At 62.1% G+C, this 23,604-nt stretch carries 18 protein-coding genes and 2 tRNA genes; 16 read left to right on the top strand and 4 right to left on the bottom strand.

All coding sequences use genetic code 11. The features are described 5' to 3' along the window. Nucleotides 1–2: 2 nt before the first annotated feature. From tgt to G522_RS0112190, 11 genes are all read left to right on the top strand, one after another. Nucleotides 3–1,139: a tRNA guanosine(34) transglycosylase Tgt gene (tgt, locus tag G522_RS0112240; protein ID WP_026791301.1), complete on the top strand. Its 1,137-nt coding sequence runs from the start codon at nucleotides 3–5 to the stop codon at nucleotides 1,137–1,139. Then, on the top strand, nucleotides 1,136–1,798 hold the full coding sequence (gene tenA, locus G522_RS0112235) for a thiaminase II (protein WP_026791300.1): 663 nt from the start codon (nucleotides 1,136–1,138) through the stop codon (nucleotides 1,796–1,798). The genes tgt and tenA overlap by 4 nt, the downstream gene beginning before the upstream one ends. Before the next feature lie 41 nt (nucleotides 1,799–1,839). Continuing rightward, on the top strand, nucleotides 1,840–2,235 hold the full coding sequence (locus tag G522_RS0112230; protein WP_036839044.1) for a TfoX/Sxy family protein: 396 nt from the start codon (nucleotides 1,840–1,842) through the stop codon (nucleotides 2,233–2,235). A 110-nt stretch (nucleotides 2,236–2,345) separates the two neighbouring features. Next, nucleotides 2,346–2,873, top strand: coding sequence for a DUF4405 domain-containing protein (locus tag G522_RS0112225; protein WP_036839042.1), 528 nt, complete (start codon nucleotides 2,346–2,348; stop codon nucleotides 2,871–2,873). A gap of 136 nt (nucleotides 2,874–3,009) precedes the next feature. Then, nucleotides 3,010–3,094: transfer RNA gene (locus G522_RS0112220), tRNA-Leu, on the top strand. A 169-nt stretch (nucleotides 3,095–3,263) separates the two neighbouring features. Then, nucleotides 3,264–4,613 carry a trigger factor gene (tig, locus tag G522_RS0112215; RefSeq protein ID WP_026791297.1) on the top strand — a complete coding sequence of 450 codons (1,350 nt, stop codon included), beginning with the start codon at nucleotides 3,264–3,266 and terminating at the stop codon, nucleotides 4,611–4,613. A 340-nt stretch (nucleotides 4,614–4,953) separates the two neighbouring features. Further along, the gene (locus tag G522_RS0112210; protein WP_026791296.1) at nucleotides 4,954–5,580 is read left to right on the top strand and encodes an ATP-dependent Clp protease proteolytic subunit; all 627 of its coding nucleotides are present in this window, start codon (nucleotides 4,954–4,956) and stop codon (nucleotides 5,578–5,580) included. 202 nt (nucleotides 5,581–5,782) lie between these two features. After that, nucleotides 5,783–7,045 (top strand): ATP-dependent Clp protease ATP-binding subunit ClpX, encoded by a 1,263-nt coding sequence (gene clpX / locus G522_RS0112205; protein ID WP_026791295.1) that lies wholly within the window; start codon nucleotides 5,783–5,785, stop codon nucleotides 7,043–7,045. A 354-nt stretch (nucleotides 7,046–7,399) separates the two neighbouring features. Continuing rightward, nucleotides 7,400–9,832 (top strand): endopeptidase La, encoded by a 2,433-nt coding sequence (gene lon, locus G522_RS0112200; protein ID WP_026791294.1) that lies wholly within the window; start codon nucleotides 7,400–7,402, stop codon nucleotides 9,830–9,832. A gap of 204 nt (nucleotides 9,833–10,036) precedes the next feature. After that, a complete protein-coding gene (locus G522_RS0112195) occupies nucleotides 10,037–10,312 on the top strand; it encodes an HU family DNA-binding protein (RefSeq protein WP_026791293.1) in 276 nt (91 codons plus the stop codon). Between the two features lie 183 nt (nucleotides 10,313–10,495). Continuing rightward, nucleotides 10,496–10,571 (top strand) — tRNA-Val (locus G522_RS0112190). 100 nt (nucleotides 10,572–10,671) lie between these two features. Here the strand turns inward: G522_RS0112190 and G522_RS26575 are convergent. Both G522_RS26575 and G522_RS26570 read right to left on the bottom strand, forming a co-directional pair. Further along, nucleotides 10,672–13,176: an EAL domain-containing protein gene (locus tag G522_RS26575; RefSeq protein ID WP_051228569.1), complete on the bottom strand. Its 2,505-nt coding sequence runs from the start codon at nucleotides 13,174–13,176 to the stop codon at nucleotides 10,672–10,674. A 33-nt stretch (nucleotides 13,177–13,209) separates the two neighbouring features. After that, nucleotides 13,210–14,247 carry a TRAP transporter substrate-binding protein gene (locus G522_RS26570; protein WP_051228568.1) on the bottom strand — a complete coding sequence of 346 codons (1,038 nt, stop codon included), beginning with the start codon at nucleotides 14,245–14,247 and terminating at the stop codon, nucleotides 13,210–13,212. A gap of 508 nt (nucleotides 14,248–14,755) precedes the next feature. Here G522_RS26570 and G522_RS0112175 point away from each other — a divergent pair. The 4 genes from G522_RS0112175 to glpX all read left to right on the top strand — a co-directional run bounded on the left by G522_RS0112175 (nucleotide 14,756) and on the right by glpX (nucleotide 19,564). Further along, nucleotides 14,756–15,496, top strand: coding sequence for a cytochrome c biogenesis CcdA family protein (locus G522_RS0112175; protein WP_026791292.1), 741 nt, complete (start codon nucleotides 14,756–14,758; stop codon nucleotides 15,494–15,496). A gap of 171 nt (nucleotides 15,497–15,667) precedes the next feature. Next, entirely contained in the window at nucleotides 15,668–16,897 is a 1,230-nt protein-coding gene (locus G522_RS0112170) for an LL-diaminopimelate aminotransferase (protein WP_026791291.1), read from the top strand. 36 nt (nucleotides 16,898–16,933) lie between these two features. Beyond that, nucleotides 16,934–18,250: a homoserine dehydrogenase gene (locus G522_RS0112165; protein WP_026791290.1), complete on the top strand. Its 1,317-nt coding sequence runs from the start codon at nucleotides 16,934–16,936 to the stop codon at nucleotides 18,248–18,250. 327 nt (nucleotides 18,251–18,577) lie between these two features. Then, nucleotides 18,578–19,564, top strand: a complete 987-nt coding sequence (glpX, locus tag G522_RS0112160) for a class II fructose-bisphosphatase (RefSeq protein WP_026791289.1) — start codon at nucleotides 18,578–18,580, stop codon at nucleotides 19,562–19,564. Between the two features lie 53 nt (nucleotides 19,565–19,617). Here glpX and G522_RS0112155 read toward each other — a convergent pair whose 3' ends face one another. Next, nucleotides 19,618–20,277 (bottom strand): DsbA family oxidoreductase, encoded by a 660-nt coding sequence (locus G522_RS0112155; RefSeq protein WP_026791288.1) that lies wholly within the window; start codon nucleotides 20,275–20,277, stop codon nucleotides 19,618–19,620. Between the two features lie 92 nt (nucleotides 20,278–20,369). Here G522_RS0112155 and pcaQ point away from each other — a divergent pair, with 92 nt between their 5' ends. Beyond that, nucleotides 20,370–21,359, top strand: coding sequence for a pca operon transcription factor PcaQ (gene pcaQ, locus G522_RS0112150; protein ID WP_342663893.1), 990 nt, complete (start codon nucleotides 20,370–20,372; stop codon nucleotides 21,357–21,359). Between the two features lie 10 nt (nucleotides 21,360–21,369). On the opposite strand, the gene recG is transcribed toward pcaQ, so the two are convergent. Beyond that, nucleotides 21,370–23,481 carry an ATP-dependent DNA helicase RecG gene (gene recG, locus G522_RS0112145; RefSeq protein ID WP_026791286.1) on the bottom strand — a complete coding sequence of 704 codons (2,112 nt, stop codon included), beginning with the start codon at nucleotides 23,479–23,481 and terminating at the stop codon, nucleotides 21,370–21,372. Between the last annotated feature and the right edge of the window lie 123 nt (nucleotides 23,482–23,604).

Below are 23,604 nucleotides of genomic sequence, written 5' to 3'. Positions count from 1 at the left end.
CGATGACCCAGCCTTTTTCCTTTCGCCTGCTTGCGACCGACGGTCGGGCGCGCCGCGGCGAGATCGTCACGCCGCACGGCATCGTCCGCACGCCGGCCTTCATGCCGGTCGGCACGCTCGGCACGGTCAAGGCGATGTTCATGGACGACGTGAAGGCGACCGGCGCCGACGTTATTCTCGGCAATACCTATCACCTGATGCTCCGGCCGGGCGCCGAGCGGGTGGCGGCGCTTGGTGGCCTGCACAAGTTCTCCACCTGGGACAAGACCATCCTGACCGACAGCGGCGGCTTCCAGGTGATGTCGCTCGCCCAGCTCAGGAAAATGGACGAGCATGGCGTCACCTTCCAGAGCCATATCGATGGTAGCCGCCACGAGCTGACGCCCGAGCGGTCCATCGAGATTCAGGGGCTGCTCGGCTCCGATATCCAGATGCAGCTCGACGAATGCGTCCGCCTGCCGGCCGAGCCCAAGGAAGTGGAACGCGGCATGCGGCTCAGCCTGCGCTGGGCCGAGCGGTCGCGTCGGCAGTTCGAGGCGATGGGCGGGCCCGAGAAAGGGCAGGGGCTCTACGGCATCGTTCAGGGGGGCGACGTGCCCGCCCTCCGCGAGGCTAGCGCTCTTGAGCTCTCTGCCATGCCCTTCGAGGGCTTTTCGGTGGGCGGCCTCGCCGTTGGCGAGCCGCAGGCGGTGATGCTTGAGATGATCGATGTGGTCGATCCGATCCTGCCGCGCGACAAGCCGCGCTACCTGATGGGCGTTGGCACGCCCGACGACATCATTGAAAGCGTGGCGCGTGGTATCGACCAGTTCGACTGCGTCATGCCGACGCGGGCCGGCCGCCACGGCCTGGCCTATACCCGCTTCGGCAAACTCAACTTCAAGAACGCCCGCCACATGGAGGATCCGCGTCCGATCGATCCGACGTCGAATTGTCCGGCGGCCCGCGACTATTCGCGCGCCTACATCCATCACCTCGTGCGCACCGGCGAGGCGCTCGGCGCCATGCTGCTCACCTGGGTCAACGTCGCTTACTACCAGTCGCTGATGCAGGGCATCCGCGACGCCATCGAGGCGGGCTGCTTCGAGGACTTCAAGGCTGAGACCAAGGCCGCCTGGGCACGGGGAGAGAACGGATGACCTTGTTCGACCGTCTCATCGAGGCAAGCGCCGACGATTGGCGTACCTATGTCGAACATCCCTTCGTGGAGATGATGGCGGCCGGCACCCTGCCGGAGGCGGCCTTTCGGCATTATCTCGTTCAGGACTACCTGTTCCTGATCCAGTTCGCCCGTGCCTACGCGCTTGCCGCCTACAAGGGCCGGACGATGGAGGAGATGCGCTACGGCCTTGATGGTCTTCGAGTGATTCTCGATGGCGAGATGGCGCTTCACGTCAAATACTGCGCCGGTTGGGGGCTGGCCCCGGCCGATCTCGAAGGGGCCGACGAAGACATGCCGACGACCGCTTACACGCGCTTCGTGCTCGACTGGGGCGTCCGTGGCGATCTTCTCGACCTCCACGTCGCGCTGGCACCCTGCATGATCGGTTACGCGGTGATCGCGCGCCGGCTCGCTGCTATTCCCGGTGCGCTCGCCAACAGCAATCCCTATGCGCCGTGGATTACTGAGTATGCCGGCGATGGCTACCAGCTGATGGCGGTCTCTACGATCAGCCATCTCGACGCGCTTTCCGGCGGCGAGGTGGGACCGGCACGCTTTCGCCAGCTCGCCAGCATCTTCGCGCAAGCGAGCCGACTCGAGGCCGCCTTCTGGCAGATGGGACTCGACAGAGCTTGATGTTCGCTTTATGTTCCTGTCGCTAGATGGCGGGGACAATCATGGCGGACGATGGCTTCAGGGAATTTCTGCGCGAGCTGACCGAGCCGCTGGGCGGCGTGACCTTCCGCAAGATGTTCGGCGGCCTCTCCATCTACCAGGATGGCATAGTGTTCGCGCTGGAGATCGACGGCAGTCTCTATTTCAAGGTCGATGAGCAGACGCGGGGGCGCTTCGTCGCTGAGGAGTGTCCGCAGTTCGAATACACGACCAAGGATGGCCGCACGGTGCAAATGCCTTATTGGCGCGCACCGGAACGGCTCTACGACGAGCAGGACGAGTTCCTGGAGTGGTGTCGTGCAGCGGTCGGGGTCGCCAGACGGAGCGAGGCGGCCAAGGCCGAAGAGAAGGCACGTAAAGCGAGCCGCAAGCGCAAGGCTGCGACCGATACCGTTTGATACACTTCGGCACCCTCTCGAGAAGATCGGAGTAAGGTGGAGTGATAGGAAGAAGAGGAACCCAGGGGGCTGGGTTTCCATCGGATTTCTTCCTTTATCGAGTCCACATTATGTCTATCAGAGATGTCCTCTTGCGCTACGCCACGCCGCTCACGACGTGGCTGTTCATGATCTCGCTCGTCTCGGGCGTTGCGCTGTTCTTCGGTGTCGGCAATCAATATTTCCGCGAGATGCACGAAATCCTCTCGATGTTCCTCATCGTGCCCTTCGGGTTGCACGTCTGGCGCAACTGGCGAACGCTCGTGAGCTATTTCCGACGCTCGGCGATGTGGGTGTCGACCGTCGTCTGCCTCGTTGCCGCCGGCGCCTTTGCCTATGAAGGCGCGGGCGCTTCGAGTGGCGGCAATCCGCGCATGGCGGCATTCAATGCGCTCAACAACGCCTCGGTGACGGCGCTGGCCGCGCTGGCCCGCACCGATGAGGCGACGATCAGCGAACGGTTCAAGGCGATCGGCGTTGAAGTGAAGTCGGCGGAAGACACCGTGGCCGGGCTCGCCCAGGCATCCGGGCGCGACAGCTTCGATCTTCTGAGCGCCGCGTTGACCTCGGCTTCCGCTGCCGCTCAGCCTGCGCCTTGAGCCCCACAAAGCCGGCAAACTCGACCAAAGGGGAGGTTCAACACGAATCCTCCCCTTTTTGCTTTGTGCCTGCGGGGAAGTTTGCTATGGAGACCCCGCTTCGAGCATCGGAGGCGATGGTCGGCGCGGTTGGATCGCGGGCGTGGTGGAATTGGTAGACACGCTGGATTTAGGTTCCAGTGGCGAAAGCCGTGGGGGTTCAAGTCCCTTCGCCCGCACCAGATCGGCCCGCCGTGATCGAGGGTGATGCGGTCGGTGTCAGGTACGCCTCCGTGGCGTCCCGCCGGTGGTGAAGACAGAATTGAACCGCTTCTTCGGATCGAATCGGCAGGGAAAACCGCCGGAACGGTCCAAGGGCGTTCTTGGGATCAGAGACGAAAGAACACATCCATGCAGGTGACTGAAACCTCGACCGAAGGCCTGAAGCGCGAGCTCAAGATCGTCATCACGGCCTCCGAACTCGCTGAAAAGCTCGACGCCTATCTCGAGGATCTGAAGGGCCGTGCCCAGATCCGCGGCTTCCGCCCGGGCAAGGTTCCCAAGGCTCACCTCAAGAAGCTCTATGGCAAGTCGGCCATGGCCGAGATCGTCAACGACGTGATCGGTGAGACCTCGAACAAGGCCCTCGAAGAGCGCTCCGAGAAGGCGGCGATGCAGCCGCAGATCAAGCTCTCCGACGAAGATGCCGAGAAGATCCTGTCGGGTGATCTCGATCTTGCCTACGACCTCTCCTACGAGATCGTGCCGGAGTTCGAGCTGGCGCCGGTCGATGGCATCGCCATTGAGCGCCCGGTTGTCGAGGTTGCCGATTCGGAAGTCGAAGAACGCCTGACCCAGATCGCCGAGGGCGCGCGTTCCTACGTCGCCCGTGAGGAAGGCGCCGCCGCCGAGAACGGCGACCGTCTGACCATCTCTTATCTGGGCAAGATCGACGGCGAGCCCTTCGACGGTGGCGCCGACGACCGTGCCGCCATCTTCCTCGGCCAGGGTCGCTTCATTCCCGGCTTCGAGGAGCAGCTGATCGGCGCCAAGGTTGGCGACAAGAAGGTCATCGAAGTGACCTTCCCGGAGGATTATCAGGCCAAGCATCTGGCCGGCAAGCTGGCGACCTTCGACATCGAAGTGTTTGAGGTTGCCGCTCCCGGCGAACTGAAGCTTGACGACGACTGGGCCAAGACGCTCGGCATGGACAACCTCGATGCACTGAAGGACATCGTCAAGCAGCAGATCGAGTCCCAGAACGGCGGCCAGACCCGCCAGAAGGTGAAGCGCCAGCTGCTCGACGCTCTCGACGCCCAGTATTCCTTCGATCTGCCGGCAACGCTGGTGGAGCAGGAATTCAACGCCATCTGGGGTCAGGTCGAAGCCGAGATGAAGTCCGCCGGCAAGACCTTCGAAGATGAAGACACCACCGAGGAAAAGGCCCGCGCCGACTATCGCAAGATCGCCGAACGCCGCGTCCGTCTCGGTCTCGTGCTGTCGAAGTTCGGCGAGCGCGAGAAGGTGCAGGTCAACGAGCAGGAACTGCAGCGCGCCCTGATCGAGCGTGCCCGCCAGTTCCCCGGCCAGGAGAAGGCCGTCTTCGATTTCTACCGTCGCGACGCCAACGCTCTCGCCTCGCTGCAGGCGCCGGTGTTCGAGGAGAAGGTGGTCGACGTCCTTCTCGGCCTCGTCAAGGTCACCGACAAGACGGTCAGCAAGGAAGAGCTGTTCAAGGACGATGAGGAGCCAGCCGTCTGATCGGTTTCTCCGTATCGCCTATGACAAATTCCGCGGCCGGGGCGGCGACGCCCCGGCCCGTTGCGTTTTGTGGCTGTCAGCCCTGCGTGTGGTTCCGACCGCTTGCAGAGTTTGCCGGCGATGCATAAGTGGCTTTTGTGGGGAGTGTCCCCAAGCTCACTGAGGCAAGGAAAGCCGTACACCATGCATCGAAAATTCAGAGGCTTTGGTGTAGCCAAGTGCCGGGTTGGGATGTAACGATCACGGCAAGAGTGATTTGCAGGCGACGCCACCGCTGCTCCACAAAGCCCAAAGAGGGGTTTGGAAAGAGCGGTTCGTCCGTCGAAAGCCGAGGGAACGTATGAAGGATCCTGTCGATTTCACCATGAGCACACTGGTCCCGATGGTCGTCGAGCAGACGAACCGTGGCGAGCGTGCCTATGATATTTTCTCGCGCCTCCTCAAGGAGCGGATCATCTTCATTACTGGCGGTATCGACGATGGCGTCGCGACGCTGGTGAGCGCGCAGCTGCTTTTTTTGGAGTCGGAGAACCCCAATAAGGAGATCTCTCTCTACATCAACTCTCCCGGCGGCTATGTGACGGCGGGCCTTGCCATCTACGACACCATGCAGTTCATCCGCCCGAAGGTGGCGACGCTCTGCATCGGCCAGGCGGCGTCGATGGGTTCGTTGCTGCTCTGCGCCGGTGAGCCGGGTATGCGCTTCTCGCTGCCTAACGCCCGTATCATGGTTCATCAGCCGTCGGGCGGTTTCCGTGGTCAGGCGGCGGATATCATGCTGCACGCTCAGGAGATCCTGAAACTGAAGCGCCGGCTCAACGATATCTACGTCCACCACACCGGCCGGGATCTTGCTGTGGTCGAAGAGGCGCTTGAACGCGACAACTTTATGGATGCGGAGGCGGCCAAGGCGTTTGGTCTTGTCGACGACGTCATCGCGAAGCGGGCGGTTCCTGAACTGCCCTGAGAAACAGGTTTGCCGGCGCCGTTGGCGGCGGCGCTTTGAGATCGGTACGTTAAAGCTATCTTGAGTCCTTATCGCGCAGCATGCGTAGGTGGTGGTTTCGGCGGATTCGACCACTGAGGAAGGGTTCGAGAAGGAAGGTTCGGTCCGGCACCCGCCCATGGGCGGGAGATGGGCCGTCCGTCAACCGAGCGGGAATGATTGGATGACCAAGGTTAGCGGCGAGTCGAAGAACACCCTCTACTGTTCGTTCTGCGGCAAGAGCCAGCATGAAGTCCGCAAGCTCATCGCGGGACCGACGGTGTTCATCTGCGATGAATGCGTTGAACTCTGCATGGACATCATCCGTGAGGAGTCGAAGTCCAATCTCGTGAAGTCGCGGGATGGCGTGCCGACGCCTTCGGAAATCCGTAAGGTGCTCGACGACTACGTTATCGGCCAGGATAAGGCCAAGAAGGTGCTGGCTGTGGCGGTTCACAACCACTACAAGCGCCTCAACCACGCGTCGAAGAACAACGACGTCGAGTTGGCCAAGTCGAACATCATGCTGATCGGCCCGACCGGTTCGGGCAAGACGCTGCTGGCCCAGACGCTGGCCCGTATCATCGACGTGCCGTTCACCATGTCCGACGCGACGACGCTGACCGAGGCCGGTTATGTCGGCGAGGACGTCGAGAACATCATTCTGAAGCTGCTGCAGGCGGCCGACTACAATGTCGAGCGTGCCCAGCGCGGCATCGTCTACATCGACGAGGTCGACAAGATTTCTCGTAAGTCCGACAACCCGTCGATTACCCGCGACGTATCGGGCGAGGGTGTGCAGCAGGCGCTGTTGAAGATCATGGAAGGCACCGTCGCTTCGGTGCCGCCGCAGGGTGGCCGCAAGCATCCGCAGCAGGAATTCCTGCAGGTCGATACCACCAACATCCTGTTCATCTGCGGTGGCGCCTTCGCCGGCCTTGAGAAGATCATCTCGGCGCGTGGCAAGTCGACGTCGATCGGCTTCCAGGCGCAGGTGACCGCTCCCGAGGATCGGCGTACCGGCGAGCTGTTCGCCCAGGTGGAGCCTGAGGATCTGCTGAAATTCGGCCTGATCCCGGAATTCGTTGGTCGTCTGCCGGTACTTGCCACCCTGGAGGATCTCGACGAACCGGCCCTGGTGATCATTCTCACCGAGCCGAAAAACGCCCTGGTCAAGCAGTATCAGCGTCTGTTCGAAATGGAGAACGTCAAGCTCTCCTTCCAGGAAGACGCGCTGTCGGCGATTGCCCGCAGGGCGATCGACCGCAAGACCGGTGCTCGCGGCCTCCGCTCGATCATGGAAGGCATCCTGCTCGAAACCATGTACGAGCTGCCGAACCTTGAGGATGTGACGGAAGTGGTGATTTCCGCCGATGTCGTCGGCGGCAAGGCCAAGCCGATCTATGTCTACGGCGAGCGCCTCGACGATACGGGCACGGGTGCCTGACAGATTTCTTCGGACGGCGATGGAGTTTTTGCCGTCCGTTTTCCCGGCCCTGAGGGTCGGGAGCGTCGTGCGTCGGGCCAATGACGCTTTCGTGTCAAGGCCTTGAAAGCACAGTCGCCGCGATCCATGTATCCGCTTACGCGGCGGCGACGGAAACGGGAAGGCGTCTGGCTTCGCGCCCATGATGGGGCGGATCGGACGGCCACGCAGCGGATCAATCCCTTCGATCCTCTCACCCGTTGCCGAACCAGGGCCTTCCGATGATTCGGTCGGCGGCCCTTGCCGAAAACCGCGTGCGACGGACGCCGGTGCCTACAGGCTGAACCGGCGGGCCACCAGAAAGGAAACCACCCCATGGCCGCATCCACTCCAGCGACCGGCGCCGAACGGGACGTCTTCCCTGTCTTGCCGCTTCGCGACATCGTCGTTTTCCCGCACATGATCGTGCCGCTGTTCGTCGGCCGCGAAAAGTCCATTCGCGCCCTCGAAGAAGTGATGACGGCCGACAAGCAGATCCTGCTGGCGACCCAGAGAAACGCTTCCGATGATGATCCTGCCTCTGCCGACATCTATACGGTTGGCACGCTCGCAACGGTGCTTCAGCTCCTGAAGCTGCCCGACGGCACGGTGAAGGTGCTGGTCGAAGGCGCTCGCCGGGCCGAGGTGATCAATTTCATCGACCGCACCGACTATTTCGAGGCCGAAGTTCGCCCGATCGAAGAGGTCGAGAGTGATCGCGTCGAGGTCGAGGCGCTGGCCCGCTCCGTGCTGGTCGAGTTCGACAACTACGTCAAACTGAACAAGAAGGTCTCTCCCGAGGTGCTCGGCACCATCAAGGAGATCGACGACTACGCCAAGCTCGCCGATACCATCGCCAGCCATCTGGCCGTCAAGATCTCCGAGAAGCAGGACGTCCTGTCCTTGAAGTCGGTGGTCGAGCGGCTCGAGCGCGTGCTCGGCCTGATGGAGAGTGAGATCTCTGTCCTGCAGGTGGAAAAGCGCATCCGCAGCCGCGTCAAGCGGCAGATGGAGAAGACGCAGCGCGAGTACTATCTCAACGAGCAGATGAAGGCGATCCAGAAGGAGCTCGGCGACGGCGAGGAAGGCAAGGACGAACTTGCCGAACTCGAGGAGCGTATCAAGCGCACCAAGCTCTCCAAGGAAGCGCGCGAGAAGGCGACGGCTGAGCTGAAGAAGCTGCGCCAGATGTCGCCGATGTCGGCCGAGGCCACGGTTGTCCGCAACTATCTCGACTGGATTCTCGGTATCCCCTGGAAGGCCCGTTCCAAGACGCGCGATGACCTCGCCTATGCCGAGGCGGTCCTGAATGAGGATCATTTCGGCCTCGACAAGGTCAAGGAACGCATCATTGAATATCTGGCGGTGCAGAGCCGGGCCAACAAGCTGAAGGGGCCGATCATCTGCCTCGTTGGTCCTCCGGGCGTCGGCAAGACCTCGCTCGCCAAGTCGATCGCCAAGGCGACCGGCCGCGAATATGTGCGCATGTCGCTGGGCGGCGTGCGTGACGAGGCTGAGATCCGCGGTCACCGCCGCACTTATATCGGCTCGATGCCCGGCAAGGTCATCCAGTCGATGAAGAAGGCCAAGAAGTCCAATCCGCTCTTCCTGCTCGACGAGATCGACAAGATGGGCATGGATTTCCGCGGCGACCCGTCATCGGCCCTGCTGGAGGTTCTCGACCCCGAGCAGAACCACACCTTCATGGATCACTATCTGGAGGTGGAATACGACCTCTCGGACGTGATGTTCGTGACGACGGCCAACACGCTGAATATCCCCGGCCCGCTGATGGACCGTATGGAGATCATCCGGATCGCCGGTTACACCGAGGACGAAAAGGTCGAGATCGCCAAGCGGCACCTGTTGTCGAAATCGATCGCCGACCACGGCCTGCGGCCCGGCGAATACGAGATCACCGACGACGCCATCCGCACGGTGATCCGTCAGTACACGCGTGAGGCCGGCGTTCGTAACCTCGACCGCGAGATGATGTCGCTTGCTCGCAAGGCGGTGACCGAACTTCAGAAGTCGAAGGGCTTGGTGAAGTCGATCACGGTGACGCCGGAGAAAGTCGAACAGTATCTCGGCGTGCCGCGCTTCCGGCATGGCGAGGCGGATGGCACCGACCAGGTCGGCGTCGTCACGGGTCTTGCCTGGACCGAAGTCGGCGGTGAGTTGCTCACCATCGAAAGCGTGCGCTTGCCTGGCAAGGGCCGCATGACGGTGACCGGCAACCTGAAGGACGTGATGAAGGAATCGATCTCTGCGGCGGCTTCCTATGTCCGTTCGCGGGCCATCGATTTCGGCATCGAGCCGCCGCTGTTCGACAAGCGCGACATCCACGTGCACGTGCCGGAAGGCGCAACGCCCAAGGATGGTCCGTCGGCCGGTATCGCCATGGTCACATCCATCGTGTCGGTGATGACCGGCGTTGCGGTGCGTCACGATGTTGCCATGACCGGCGAAATCACCTTGCGCGGCCGCGTGCTGCCGATCGGCGGTCTCAAGGAGAAGCTGCTCGCAGCCCATCGCGGCGGCATCAAGACAGTGCTGATTCCCGACGAGAACGCCAAGGACCTTGCCGACATTCCCGAGAACGTCCGGAACGGCATGGAAGTCATCCCGGTTGCCCATATGGATGACGTGCTGAAGGTGGCTCTGGTGAAGCCGCTGGAGCCAATTTCGTGGGACGAATCGAAGGAACCGGCGGCTGCGCCGGTGGCTGATGCTGAAGCGGGCGATTTGACGTCGATCACCGCGCACTGAGGCAACTTTAGCCAGTTGTCCATAAAAATCGGGACTCGGGCCGTCAAAGCCCGGGTCTTTTTTGTCTCCGGTCAAAAAATCGAGCATAAGCGGTCTTTCCGCACTTGATTTTCCCCGGAAATCCGGGAAACGTGCCGCCGGGGTGACGGGCTAACTCCTACATGGCAAGTCCGCTACCGACAGAGTCAGACAAAGGGACACGACATGAACAAGAACGATCTGGTCACGCAGGTCGCCGAGAAGGCGTCGCTCAACAAGGCGCAGGCCGGTGCTGCTGTCGACGCGGTCTTCGCGACGATTACCGAGGCGCTGAAGGTCGGCGACGAAGTTCGCATCGTCGGCTTCGGCAATTTCGTTGTGACCGAGCGCGCCGCCTCCGAGGGCCGCAACCCGCAGACGGGCGAGCCGCTCAAGATCGCTGCTTCCAAGCAGCCGAAGTTCCGCGTTGGCAAGGGCCTCAAGGACGCGGTCAACGGCTGACCTCCCGGATCGGTCCGTCCGTATAAACGGCTTGGGCCAGGGAAATTTTGAAAGGCGCGGCCGGCAACGGTCGCGCCCTTTTTGCTCCATTGCCTGCCCGCGGGTTGTTCGGGTTGACGGTCTTGCAATCGGCTGACCAAGTCGGTAGAGCAGGGGGCCGTTCGCCTTGCAGGCGATCGCGTCGGGCGGTTAGCTCAGTTGGTAGAGCGCCAGTTTTACACACTGGATGTCGGCGGTTCGAGACCGTCACCGCCCACCATTTCCCGACAAACTCAGAGACCGGTGGCCGCGAGGCTAGGCTTGCGGGGACGTGTCGTCTTTCAGGCTGTCTGTTGACCAGTTCGCTCCGACAGGCGCCGTCACGCCGCAGAGGTGGCACCTTCCTCAAACATCCGCGTAACGTCTTCCAGGGGCACTGGCACGCCCAGCAGGAAGCCCTGTACCGTGTCGCAGCCCTCGGCGCGTAGCCGCTCGAATTGCTCCTCGCTCTCCACCCCCTCGGCAGTCGTGGCGATGTTGAGGCTGGAAGACAGGCCGGCGACGGCCCGTACGATGGCCAGCGATTCCTGATCGCCTTCGCCGAGATCGGCCACGAAGGAGCGGTCGATCTTGATCCGGTCGAAGTGGAACTGGCGCAGGTAGCCGAGGCTGGAATAGCCGGTGCCAAAATCGTCCATGGCGATGCGGATGCCGATCTCGTGCAAACGCTGCAAGATGGCCAGAGTCATTGAAGTGTCGGCGATCAGCACGCGCTCGGTGATCTCGATTTCCAGCCGGTGCGCTTCAAGGCCTGAGGCAGCCAGCGCAGCTACGACCTGATCGGCAAAGTTTCTGTCGCGGAACTGAACTGGTGAGACGTTGACCGCTATGGTGATGTAATCGGGCCAGTTCGATGCGTCGCGACAGGCCTGCTCCATCACCCACTGGCCGATGGGAACGATCAGCCCCACTTCCTCGGCCAGCCAGATGAAGTCATTGGGCGGCACGATGCCGCGTGTCGGATGATTCCAGCGGAGTAGCGCTTCGAAGCCGATGATGTCCCGGTTTTCCATGTTGAACATCGGCTGGTAGTGCAGGCAAAGCTCGCCGGAAACCAAGGCTCGACGCAGCTCCAACTCCAGGAGGCGCCGGGTCTGGGAGCGAAGACTCATTTCGTCGCGGAAGAAACGATAGACACCGCGACCGTCGGCCTTGGCGGCGTAGAGGGCCATGTCGGCGTTCTTGAGCAGGATGTCGGCATTCTTGCCATCGACGGGAGCGACGGCGATGCCGACGCTGGCGCCGATGATGATCTGCTGGCCGTCGATCTCGTAAGGCTCGCCGACGATCCTGACGATGCGGCGCGCGAGATCGCTGGCTGCTTCCGGCTGCTGAACCGGCCCTAGCTGAATGATGGCGAACTCATCGCCGCCAAAGCGGGCGGCGATGTCGTTCTGGCTGATGCAGGACCTCAGGCGGTCGGCAACCGCCTGAAGAAGCGCGTCGCCGACCGGGTGGCCGAGCGTGTCGTTGACGTTTTTGAATCGGTCGAGATCGATGCAGAGAACGGCAACACTCTCCTTGTCCTTGAACTCGGAGAGCGCTTCCTCAAGGCTGTCGCGGAACAGGAGGCGATTGCCGAGATCCGTGAGCGCGTCGTGGCGCGCCATGTGGCGAATCTTTTCCTCGACGCGGCGACGGGCGGTGATGTCTTCATGGATGGCGATCCAGCCACCGTCGGCAATGCTCTGAATGCCCAGCGCCAGAATGCGCCGGTCGCCAGTCTCGTAGACCAAATGGGCGGTGCCACCTATATCGGAACGGGCATCAGCCAACTCTTCCACAATGGGCGCGTAGATACCGCCATGTTGCGAGGCATCGGCGAAGATCTCCTGGCAGGTCCGGCCGCGCAGCGTGTCTTCGGGCGCCAAGCCATACATGTCGCAAAAGATGCGGTTGCAGATGATTAGCCGATCGGTGGCGTCAAACATCGACAGACCGACGGGCATGTTGGCAACGGCGGCCCGGAGGCGCTCCCATTCCCGTTCGGCGTTGTAGGCGAATTCGCGGCTATGAATCAGAGCGTCGCGATAACCGGCAAGGGCGAGCACCAGGACGCCGATTTCGTCACGGCGCGGCGTTGGTTCGGGAATCGGCGTTGTGTGGTCGCCGACCGTCAGCCGCCGCATGGCGTGGGAGATATTGCGAAGCGGGTCGGAAACATTACGCTGGACCCAAACGATCGCCCCAACAGCCGCCAGGCTGGCAACCACCAGAAAGACCAGCGACTGGGTGATGGCGCGTGCGACGGCGTTGGAGGCGCGTGCGGCGGCATCCTCCGATTGAGCCTTGGCATAGGTGATGAGATTCTCGAGCTCGCTCACCGCCGCCTGGTACTGCAGACGCGTTGTGTCGTTGGCGAAATGGGTGGCCTCTTCCAATTCGCCGCTTTCGATGGCGTCGTTCACCTGATTGAGTGAGGCGAGATAGATTTCCCACGCGTTGGAGAAGATGGCGAACAATCGCTGTTCTTCTGGTGAGCTGATCGTCGCCTTGAAGCTGGCCGATGCCTCGTTCAGTTCCCGGCGCGTTTCATTGAGGCTGGCATCGATCTCTGCAAGGTTACGATAGTCGATGACTTGCAGGCGCCGCATGACGACGAGTTGATGCTGCAGGGCAAGACGACGCAATTTTTCCAGCAACTCGACTTGCGGCAGCCTGACTTCGCGAATTTCGGTGGTAACCCGGTTGACCGAAGTGACCTGTGCGACTCCCAGCACACTGACGGCGGCGACGAGCAATAGGATAAAGACGAGCGCCCCCGACAACTTGGTCCGGATGCTCGTGTCTCTCACACTGCCTGTCAGGTCATCGTGCCAGCTCATCAGCCCGGCTACCCCTTTCGAGTGCGGATTACTTCAGTGAAGATAACTGAATCGCTTCCAGAACCCATAACGATTATGAAACTGCTCGTACGATTCATAAATCTCTTTGAACCGCGGGTTGGTTCCCATCTCGTCGCTGGCCACTGCGCTCCAGGCGGCCTCGAAGGTGAGTAGGAGGTCAGGCGACCATCGACGGAGCTTGATGCCGCGTCTCTTGATCTCCTGAAGCGCATTCATCTGCATTGCCTCGGCCTCGCCGATGCCGTCGCGCATGGCCGCCGCGCAGACGGTCTCGATGGTTTCTTGCTGCTTGGATGTCAGTTTGCGCCAAGTCGCATCACCGAAGTAAAGCTCATAGAGCGTGGACGGCTGATGCCAGCCTGGAAAATAGTAATATTTTGCCACATTCTGAAGGCCGAGCGTCAAGTCCATGGAAGGAAGCGAATATTCTGCCGCTTCGATCTCGCCGTTCTTGATGGCGTCCATGATGTCTCCGGGCGGCTTCTCGACCACCTGGGCGCCAAGCCGGGCCAATACGCGCCCGCCAAGGCCGAAGAAACGTACGCGCAGGCCTTTCAGGTCATCGACGCTGCGAATTTCCTTTGAAAACCAGCCAGCCCCTTCGGGTGGGAGCACCAGGCAAGGCACGTTATAAATACCGTGGCTCGCAAACAGAGCCCGCGACAGGGTAAGTCCACCGCCTTCGAATAGCCATGCCATGTATTCAACGGTCCCGGGACCAAAGGGGATCGAGCTCAGCAGTTCGAAGGCACTGTCATGATTGGCCAATTGACCGGCGGTCGACCAGGCGGCGGCAATCTCGCCGCTGCTGACCTTTTCCATGGTACCGGAAGCTGAGGCCAGGTCGCCGGGAACGTGGAACACCAGTTTGACCTCGCCGTTGGTCAAGCTATCCACCTGTTCGCTCAGGCGACCCGTTGCCTCAGAGAACAGCGGCATGGACATCGGGAAGGTGCTGGCGACATGAATGGTCGTCGCGTCGTTTGCAAATGCAAACGTCGCGAGGCTGGCGTTTACTGCCAGTCCGGCGATCGCCAACAGCCTGATCATTCGCTCCCCCGAACGAGTACAATCACTGCAACCTGGCCAACCAATATATGCGAAGAACGCTAGGTAAGAGTTAACCCGCCAGTATGCGGTAATTTCTCGTCGCCATAGGTAGAAAAAGCGCTGCTTTGCGCAGAAAATCAACTCCGTTTCGCCTTTCTCCCCCAGTAGGATACGGCATAATTGACGATCATAAATGTGTAGTTGAGAATTACATTCCTCAATTCAATCGAAGGTATATGATTTCTACCTGTAGAACTTTCCGTAATCATGCAGGCTGCAAGTCAATAGGAAGTCGCCGACTTTCTGCCCGTCCGATGTCGTCTTGAACCCCGTCCGACACAGGCGACCTTGGCAGGGAGCCGCGCCATTGAGGTGCCGAGAAGCTTGTGCTCAGCGGCGGGGACGGCACCAGAGGCCTTCGCGGTGAATTGATGGCCGATAAGAAAACCTGCCTCGCATGCCCCGAGGAAATCGAGTATCAGTCGTGGCCCCGCCTTGTAGAGACCACATGGACGCGAACGTAACCCTGATTGCGGCATTCGGCGCTGGACTGCTCTCCTTCGTGAGCCCCTGCGTGCTGCCGCTCGTTCCGCCCTATCTCGGCTTTCTGACCGGTGCGTCGATCGAGGAACTGACGGGCGAGGAGATGAGTCGCCTGGCCGCCAAGCGGCGTGCCGCAGAGGTAGCTCTTTCCTTCGTTCTGGGCTTTACCTGCGTTTTCGTGACGCTCGGTGCCACAGCGTCGGTATTCGGTCAACTTCTCAGGCAGTGGTCCGAGGTTCTTGGCGTCTTGGCCGGTGTGTTCATCATATTGATGGGCCTGCATTTTCTAGGGCTGTTCCGCGTCGCGTTGTTCTATCGCGAAGCTCGTTTCCATGATTTCCGCGTCAAGGCGGGTTTGGGCGGGGCATTCCTGCTTGGTCTTGCCTTTGCGTTTGGCTGGACGCCCTGCATCGGTCCGGTGCTTGCCACTATCCTGTCGGTGGCCGGCAGTCGCGATACCGTGGGTGACGGCGCGCTGCTTCTTGCCGTCTATTCCCTGGGATTGGGTGTTCCTTTCCTGATTGCCGCGCTTTTCGCGGCTCGTTTTGTGCTGTTCATGCGCCGTTTCCGCCGCCATTTTCCGTTGGTCGAGCGAGCTATGGGCGGCGTGCTGGTGATTACCGGCGCGCTGTTCCTGTCAGGCGGCATGCAGCGCGCGTCGTTCTGGCTTCTGGAAAATTTCCCGGCTCTCTCCACGATTGGCTGAGTAGACGGGGACCGGGCAGGGCGGCAACAGCTCCGGCTTTTTGGCGAGATCGGTCGGTGACCGGCCAAAAGCCACTTTCCCCTCCGCCCGGAATTGATCTAGAAGCACAGACCCGCCTGTCGGCGCGGGGCGAGAACCGCCGGCTACAACGACCACACTGAGGTCAACCCCATGAGCAACAACGAGTTCCACAAGATCAAGCGCCTCCCGCCGTATGTCTTCGAGCAGGTGAACCGGCTCAAGGCTGCCGCGCGAGCTTCGGGCGCAGATATTGTCGACCTCGGCATGGGCAATCCCGATCTGCCCACGGCGCGTCACGTTGTCGACAAGCTGATCGAAACGGTGCAGCGGCCTGATACGCACGGCTACTCCGCTTCGCGCGGTATCCAGGGGCTTAGGAAAGCCCAGGCGGCCTATTATGCCCGGCGCTTCGGCGTGAAGCTCAACCCCGACACGCAGATCGTGGCGACGCTTGGCTCCAAGGAAGGTTTCGCCAATATGGCGCAGGCGATCACTGCGCCCGGCGACGTCATTCTCTGCCCCAATCCGTCCTACCCGATCCACGCCTTCGGCTTTCTGATGGTCGGCGGTGTCATCCGCTCTGTGCCAGTGACGCCGGGGCCGGAGTTCTTCCATGCTTTGGAGCGAGCGGTGACCCACTCCATTCCCAAGCCGCTCGCCCTGATCCTCTGCTATCCGTCGAACCCGACGGCCGAGGTGGTCGAGCTGGACTTCTACAAGGACGTGGTGGCTTTTGCCCGCAAGCACGAGGTGTTCGTGCTCTCCGACCTCGCCTATTCCGAGATCTACTTCGATGGCGTTCCGCCGCCGTCAGTGCTGCAGGCTCCGGGTGCCATGGACGTCTGCGTCGAGTTCACCTCGATGTCCAAGACCTTCTCCATGGCCGGCTGGCGCATGGGCTTTGCGGTGGGCAACGAGCGGCTGATCGCCGCTCTGGCGCGCGTCAAGTCCTACCTCGATTACGGCGCCTTCACTCCGATCCAGGTAGCGGCGACGGCAGCCCTCAACGATCCGGACGCCGACGCTCATATCGACGAGGTGCGACAGACCTACAAGCGCCGCCGCGATGTCATGGTGGAGAGCTTCGGCCGGGCCGGCTGGGACATCCCTGTGCCGCGCGCTTCGATGTTCGCCTGGGCGCCGCTGCCGGAGCGGTTCAAGTCGCTCGGCAGTCTGGAGTTTTCCAAGCTTCTGATCGAAAAGGCGGAAGTGGCGGTGGCTCCCGGCGTCGGCTTCGGCGAACAGGGCGACGATTACGTCCGTATCGCCCTCGTGGAGAACGAACAGCGTATTCGGCAGGCGGCGCGTGGGCTTCGTCGATTCTTCGACACGGCTGACGAAACCATGCATAACTACGCTCCGGTTGGTCAGCCCCGCTGACGTTAAGCTAGCAGACAGAGAGTTTCGGAAAGCACCATGGGTAAACCGCTTCGCCTCGGCATCGCCGGTCTCGGGACCGTCGGCGCGTCCGTTGTTCGCATCGTTCAGTCCAATCTCAGCTCGCTGACGCTGAGGGCAGGGCGGCCGGTGACGATTACGGCCGTGTCGGCGCGTGACCGCAACCGCGATCGAGGCATCAACGTGAGCGGGTTTGCCTGGTATGACGATCCGGTGGCCATGGTTGCCGATCCGAATGTCGACGTGGTGATCGAGCTGATCGGCGGCGCGTCAGGTGCCGCCGAGGCCGTGGTGCGGGCGGCGATTGCCGCCGGCAAGCCGGTGATCACCGCCAACAAGGCGTTGCTCGCCCGGCATGGCGTTGAACTCGCCCGGCTCGCCGAGGCGGCGGGTGTGTCGATCGGCTTCGAAGCGGCGGTGGCCGGTGGCATTCCGGTGATCAAGACGCTGAAGGAAAGCCTTGCCGGCAACACCGTAACGGGCATCGTCGGCATCCTGAACGGCACCTGCAACTACATCCTGACTCGGATGGAGAAGGAACAGCTGTCCTTCGAAACCTGCCTCGCCGAGGCGCAGCGGCTCGGTTACGCCGAGGCCGATCCGACCTTTGACGTCGGCGGATTCGATACGGCCCATAAGCTTGCCATCCTGACGAGCTTGGCTTTCGGCACCGAAATCGACGCCGACGCCATTTACGTCGAGGGCATCACCTCGATCTCGCTCGACGACATCAAGGCGGCTGACGAGCTGGGTTATCGTATCAAGCTTCTAGGGGTTGCCCGGCGCACCGACAGCGGCATCGAGGCGCGGGTCAACCCGGCTATGGTGCCGAAGAAATCGGTGGTGGCTCAGACCTCCGGCGTGCTCAACGCCGTCGCCTTCGACGGCGATGCGCTGGGAGAGGTGGTGTTGGTCGGCCCGGGGGCAGGTGGCAGCGCCACGGCTTCATCGGTGATCGCCGATATCGTCGATGCGGCGCGCGGCCATAGGACGCCGGTGTTCGGCCTGCCGGTCAACGAGCTCATGCTTTACCAGAGAGCGGAGATCCAGGCTCACAAGGGTGGCTATTACGTGCGCCTTTCGGTCTACGATCGGCCGGGTGCTTTCGCTGGTATCGCCAAAAGCATGGCTGACCGCGATATCTCGCTTGAATCCATTGTTCAGCGCCGCCGCGGGGGCGAAGATGATACCGCCGGCCACTCCGGGGCGCCTCAGCCCGTCGTGCTGATCACCTACGCCACGCGTGAGACGGAAATCCGCGCCGCGCTGGCGGACATTGAGGCGGCGGGTCATATCGCCGAGAAGCCGACGCTGATCCGTATCGAGAGCCTATAAACATCCCTGTCGAGCCGCCGCTAATTTCCAGGTCTCGCTTAGGGAATGCTGCTATCGACTTTTTGCATGTCTGATGGTTAAGCGGGCTAAGAATGCCGATAAGTGGCGGTATTTCGCCAAGTATCGGCACCTTTGCCAGATGGCAGCATGGTTAATCTACTCGCGGAACATCCGTATTGCGTCCTATGGCGCATTGACCTCTATCGTCGGTTCTTCCTACCTCGCTAAGGTATCGACCGGGTTTCCCTCCCCGTTCGCGCGCGGCCCCAAGACCTCCTTTGGCCGCAGCGACGAATTCGGTCGAGTGTCCGAACCGCGGGTTGTTTCATGTCGCAAAAATTCTCCAATTCTCTTGATCGTATTCTAACCCTCGAGGTTGTTCGGGTTACCGAGCGCACGGCCATGGCTGCCGCCCGCCAGCGAGGTCACGGCGATGAGCGCGCCGCCGATCAGGCGGCAGTGGACGCCATGCGCGCCGAGCTCAATCAGTTGCCGGTTCACGGCACGATCATGATCGGCGAAGGTGAACGTGATGAGGCGCCGATGCTCTACATCGGTGAAGAGGTTGGTACTGGTAAGGGACCGCGCGTGGACATCGCCGTCGATCCGCTCGAGGGCACCACGATGTGCGCCAAGAACCAGACCAATTCGCTCGCGTGCATTGCCATCGCCGAGCAGGGTGGGCTGTTGAACGCGCCAGACGTCTACATGGACAAGATTGCCATCGGTCCAGGATTTCCGGCCGGCCTCATCGATCTCGACGCCACGCCGACCGACAACATTCGTGCCCTGGCGAAGGCCAAGGGGGTGCCGGTGTCGGCGATCACCGCCTGCATTCTCGACCGACCGCGTCATGCCCGGCTGATTGACGAGGTGCGCGGGCTTGGCGCTTCCATTCGCCTGATCGGCGACGGCGACATTGCCGGCATCATTCAGACCACCGATCCGGAAGAAACCAGCATCGACATCTATCTCGGTGTCGGCGGAGCGCCCGAAGGCGTGCTGGCTGCGGCGGCGCTGCGCTGCCTTGGCGGCCAGATGCAGGGTCGGCTGATGATCAACCGTCCCGAACAGATCGAGCGCGCCAAGCGCATGGGCATCGAGGACGTCACCAAGAAGTACACCATGGAAGAAATGGCCCAGGGAGACGTGCTGTTTGCCGCGACCGGCGTCACCAAGGGCAACCTGCTCGACGGCGTGCGCTTTAAGGCTGGCAAGATCATCACGGATACCGTGGTCATGCGCTCGTGGACCGGCACGGTCCGCCGCATCAAGGCCGAGCATATTGATCGCGACAAGTTCGATACGATCTGATGCGCCGGTAGGTCGCGAAAAGGGGCGCTCCGTGCGGGCGCCCCTTTGTCGTTTCAGGCTTCCGTTGCGCCGAGTTCCGCCGCGATCCGTCGCAGGGCGTCAACCAGGACTTCCGATGTCTGGGCGCCGGAAATGGCAAATTTGTTCTCAACAACGACGGTCGGCACGCCGGTGATGCCCATTCGGCCGGCATGGGCGATGTCGGCCTTTACCGCATCAAGGTCCACGCCATCTTCGAGCTTCATGGTCACTTCATCGCCGTCGAGGCCGACCTCTTCGGCTGCGGCGACGAGCGTTTCGGCATTTGTGAGGTCGGCGCCTTCTTCAAAGAACAGCGAAAACAGCCTCTCGATCATAGGATCTGCCAGGCCTTCCGCCGCGGCCCAACGGACGAGGCGATGGGCATCGAGCGTGTTGGGCGTCTTTTCGATGAGATCGAAGGCATAGGTGATGCCGACGTCAGCGCCGAGACTGAAGAGGCGGGCGTGCGCCTCATCCAGCGCATCGGCGCTGCCGAACTTGCCGATGATGTATTCTTCGCGTTCGATTCCATCCGGGGGAATGGTTGGATCGAGCTGGAACGGCCGATAGCGGACCTCAATATCGAGGTCGTCAAGGTCGGCAATCGCCGCGTCGAGCCGGCGTTTGCCGAGGAAGCACCAGGGACAGACGACATCGGCGATGACGTCGAGATGGAGCTTGGTTTTCTGCATGGGCACTCCTCGGATAATTGCCTCGGTCGGCGGTAGCTTTCGGACCATCCTACCACCTATTACTGATGAGGGCGGCCACGGACTCGACCAATGTGTCATGGCAGAGCGGGCATAAGCCCCGTTACATAACGGCCGGTTATAGAGGGTCCGACGTGATCGAGAACCGCATCAAACATAGGCATCTGAGTTCTTTTGTGGAAGTGGCCCGCCTCAAGAGCATCGGCAAGGCTGCAGTATCGCTATCCATCAGCCAACCGGCCGTGTCGAAAACCATCCGTGAGCTCGAGGAAATTCTGGGCGTGGAGCTGTTCGATCGCAGCCACCGGTCTGTGGTTCTCTCCTATTACGGCGAGGTTTTTCTGCGTTTTGCCAGCGCTTCGATCGCTGCGCTGCGTCAGGGCGTCGAGTCGGTCGAGCTGGCATTGAAGCAGGGGGCGTCGATTGTTCGCGTGGGCGCGCTCGCCTCGGCCTCGTCGCGTGTTCTGCCCGAAGCGGTGGCTCGTTTTCTTGGCACCAGCGTCGGCACGACGCCGCAGATCATAACCGCCGATAATCTCTCCATTCTCAACCAGCTGAAGGCTGGCGAGCTCGATTTCGCGCTCGGACGCATGGGCTCGCCCGCCAGCATGGTCGGCCTTGGCTTCGAGCATCTCTATACCGAGCGCGTGGCCGTGGTGGCACGACGGGAGCACCCGCTGTTTGCCCAAGGGGCAGGGCTCGGGCGTCTCTCCGATTATGTCGTGCTGGTGCCGCCACCTGGTTCGACCATCCACGATCACGCCGTCGAGCTGTTGATTCGCCTCGCCGTGGGTCCACAGCTGCGGCGTATCGACACGGTGTCGACGGTGTTCGGCCGGGCGTTCGCCACTGCGAGCGACGCCATCTGGATCGCCCATTATGGCGAGGTGGTCGGCGACATCGCCGCCGGTACATTGCGCGAGTTGCCGGTCGATACGTCCGACACTTTCGGGCCGCTGGGGCTGATCGTTCGCTCTGGGGCCTCCCTTACGTTGGGCGCCGAGCTGATGATGGCCGCCATTCGCGACGTGGCAAGCGAAGTTCGGGCCGAAGGCGAACGCTGACCTTGAGCGCTCAGCCGGCGCGGATCAGCCGCACGGCTTCGTCGCGGCCGAACAAATAGAGCAACAGTCGCAGCGCCTCGCCGCGCGGGCCGGCGAGGCCGGCATCGCGGGTGAGCAACAGAGCCGCGTCATCGCGGGCCGTTTCCATCAGCGGGCCGTGGTGCTCGGCGCGAACGAAACGGAAGCCGGGCAGCCCGCTTTGGCGGGTGCCGAGCAGCTCACCTCCGCCCCGGAGCTTCAGATCCTCTTCGGCGATGCGGAAGCCGTCCTCGGTATCGCGCATCACGCTGAGGCGTGCCTTGGCCGTCTCGCCGAGCGGTCCCTTGTAGAGCAGCACGCAAGCCGACGATTTGTCGCCGCGTCCGACTCGACCACGCAACTGATGCAGCTGGGCAAGGCCGAAACGCTCGGCGTGCTCGATCACCATGATGGTGGCGTCCGGGACGTCCACACCCACCTCGATGACCGTGGTCGCCACCAGGATATGCGCTTCGCCGGCCTTGAAGCGGGCCATGGCGGCGTCCTTCTCGGCCGCTTTCATGCGGCCATGGACGAGCGCTACGTCGTCACCGAAGTGCTGCCGGAGGTCGGCGTAGCGTTCTTCGGCGGCTGCAAGATCGATGTTCTCGCTTTCTTCGACCAGCGGGCAAACCCAATAGACCTTGGCACCTTCCAGGCGGATCGCCGAGGCGATCCGGCCGACGATCTCACCAATGCGTTCCTGAGGCACGGTCACCGTCGCGATCGGCTTCCGCCCGGCCGGCTTCTCGGTCAGGCGGGAGACGTCCATATCGCCGAAATAGGCGAGCATCAGGGTGCGCGGGATCGGCGTCGCCGTCATGACGAGCAGGTCGGTGGTCGGCCCTTTGGCCGACAGCGCCAGCCGCTGGTGGACGCCAAATCGATGTTGCTCGTCGACGACGGCCAGCGTCAGGTTGCGAAACTCCACTGCCGACTGGAACAGTGCATGCGTGCCTACGACGATATCGACCTCGCCAGCGGCGATCCGCTCCAGCGTTTCCCGCTTGCCCTTTGTCTTGTCGGCGCCGGTCAGAAGAGCGAGCCTGAGGCCGGCGGCCTCGGCGAGGTTCGACATGGATCGGGCATGCTGGCGGGCGAGCAATTCGGTTGGTGCCATGACCGCCACTTGACCCCCGGCCTCGACGGCGGCCGCAGCTGCGAACAGAGCCACCATGGTCTTCCCCGAGCCGACATCGCCCTGGATGAGCCGTACCATGCGCGAGGGCGCGGAGAGGTCGGCAACAGTTTCGGCGATGGCCGTCTCCTGCGATGCGGTCAGACGAAAGGGAAGGGCGGCGCGAAGACGACTGGCGATGTCGCCGGTCGGCAATCGCGGCCGGCTGGCCACGCCCTTGAGCTGGCGCCTGACCAGGGCGAGGGCCAGCTGATTGGCGAGCAGCTCATCATAGGCCAGGCGGGTGAGGGCGGGGCTCGGCTGGTCGGGTTCCTCAGCGGCTTCCGGCCTGTGCAAGAAGCGCAGAGCGTCGGCAAAGGAAGGCCAGCCCTCGCGGCGGCGATGCGCTTCATCGAGCCATTCCGGCAGTTCCGGCAGGCGCGCGAGTGCCGCCTCGGCGAGCTTGGACAGCAGCCGGCCGCCGATGCCTTCGGTCATCGGATAGACCGGTTCGAGCCGCGGCAGCTTGTCGGCCTCAGCCTCCAGAACCACGTGGTCGGGATGGCTCATCTGCGGCGCGCCGTTGAATCGCTCGATGCGGCCTGAAATGAGTACCGTCTCCCCCAGAGGATAGAGCTTCTCGAGCCAGCCCTTGTCGGCGCGGAAGTAGGTGATGGTAAGCTCGCCGCTCTCATCGTGGACGGTGATGCGATAGGGCGCCCGCGACTGCGGCGGTGCCGGACGGTGACGATCGACGTGCACGCGGAGCGTCACGATCGCCCCCTCGGGCGCCGAATCGACCAGCGCTTCGTGGCTCCGGTCGATCAGGCCGGTCGGTATGTGGAACAGCAGATCGAGGACCACCGCGCCACGTGCCGTCTCTCCGCCGGGACCGACCAGTTTCTCAAGCTTGGGTGCGGTACGCGGGCCGACGCCGGGAAGCGAGGTGAGGGGTTGAAACAGTGGATTGAGAATGTCGGGACGCATGGCGAGGGATGTTATGGCATCCGCCCGAAAAGTTGCAGACTTTTCGGATAGGTGGATGCGCGAGGAGATTCATCCGCCCGAAAAGTTGCAGACTTTTCGGGTAGGCGGATGTGCAGGGGATCA

The sequence above is a fragment of the Pleomorphomonas oryzae DSM 16300 genome, from assembly GCF_000422965.1.
GTDB classification, from domain to species: domain Bacteria; phylum Pseudomonadota; class Alphaproteobacteria; order Rhizobiales; family Pleomorphomonadaceae; genus Pleomorphomonas; species Pleomorphomonas oryzae.
This window is presented reverse-complemented; position numbering and strand designations above follow the sequence as displayed.